Below are 1,336 nucleotides of genomic sequence, written 5' to 3'. Positions count from 1 at the left end.
TCGGCCAGCAGCACGGTGTCCGGGTACTGGGCGTCGATCTCCTTGCGGACCCGCTTCAGGAACTGGTGCGTGGCCGGCAGGTTCTCGCAGTTGGTGCCCTCCTCCGCGTAGAGATAGGGGACCGCGTCGAGACGGAAGCCGTCGATGCCCAGGTCCAGCCAGAACTTCAGGGCGGCCAGGATCTCCTCCTGGACGGCCGGGTTCTCGTAGTTGAGGTCCGGCTGGTGGGAGAAGAAGCGGTGGAAGTAGTACTGGCCGCGCACCGGGTCGAAGGTCCAGTTGGAGACCTCGGTGTCGACGAAGATGATCCGCGCTTCCTCGTAACCCTTGTCGTCGTCGGCCCAGACGAAGTAGTCGCCGTAGGGGCCGGCGGGATCCTTGCGGGACTCCTGGAACCACGGGTGCTGGTCGCTGGTGTGGTTCATGACGAAGTCGATGATGACGCGCATACCGCGCTGGTGCGCGGCGTCCACGAACTCCACGAAGTCCGCGAGGTCACCGAACTCGGGTAGCACGGCCGTGTAGTCGGCGACGTCGTAACCGCCGTCCCTGAGCGGGGACTTGAAGAACGGCGGCAGCCAGAGGCAGTCCACTCCCAGCCACTGCAGATAGTCGAGTTTGGCGGTCAGGCCCTTGAGATCGCCGATGCCGTCGCCGTCACTGTCGTGGAACGAGCGAACGAGCACCTCGTAGAAGACGGCGCGCTTGAACCACTCCGGATCCCGGTCCTTGGCGGGAGTGTCCTCGAAAGTGTCCGGCACGGGGTCATTGACAGTCATGACGCTGAGGGCCCTCCGATCTGGGGCGTCGATCGCCCGACGTGGAGCACGTGCGCCGGCGTCCGGCCGGGCGTGAGGCGCACGTAGTTGGTCCTGCCCCAGTGATAGCTCTCGCCTGTCAGTTCGTCGTGCACGGACAGGGCGGCGTTCCAGTCCAGGCCGAGTTGCGGCATGTCCAACGAGACCGTGGCCTCCTGGGTGTGGTGCGGGTCGAGGTTGACGACCACGATGACCGTGTCCGGGCCCGTGCTCTTGCTGTAGGCGAGCACGTTGTCGTTGTCGGTCCGATGGAAGCGGAGGTTCCGCAGACGCTGCAGCGCGGGGTGCTGCCGGCGGATGGTGTTGAGCTGGGTGATGAGGGGGGCGATGGTGCGGCCCTCGCGTGCGGCGGCTTCCCAGTCGCGGGGTTTGAGCTGGTACTTCTCGGAGTCGAGGTATTCCTCGCTGCCCTGCCTGAAGGGGGTGTTCTCGCAGAGTTCGTAGCCGCTGTAGACGCCCCAGGCGGGGGAGAGGGTCGCGGCGAGGACGGCGCGGACCTCGAAGGCGGGGCGGCCGCC

At 66.5% G+C, this 1,336-nt stretch carries 2 protein-coding genes; both read right to left on the bottom strand.

Going from position 1 to position 1,336, the window contains the following annotated elements; genetic code table 11:
• A partial coding sequence (locus tag ABZ478_RS39265; RefSeq protein ID WP_359557583.1) for an alpha-amylase family glycosyl hydrolase occupies positions 1 to 779 on the bottom strand: 779 nt, incomplete at its 3' end.
• A partial coding sequence (locus ABZ478_RS39260; RefSeq protein WP_359557581.1) for an alpha-glucosidase C-terminal domain-containing protein occupies positions 776 to 1,336 on the bottom strand: 561 nt, incomplete at its 5' end. The genes ABZ478_RS39260 and ABZ478_RS39265, both read right to left, overlap by 4 nt.

Origin of the sequence: Streptomyces sp. NPDC005706 (assembly GCF_040631045.1) — a bacterium.
Lineage (GTDB): Bacteria > Actinomycetota > Actinomycetes > Streptomycetales > Streptomycetaceae > Streptomyces.
The sequence above is the reverse complement of the archived record's forward strand: the minus strand, read 5'-3'. Positions and strand labels throughout refer to the sequence as shown.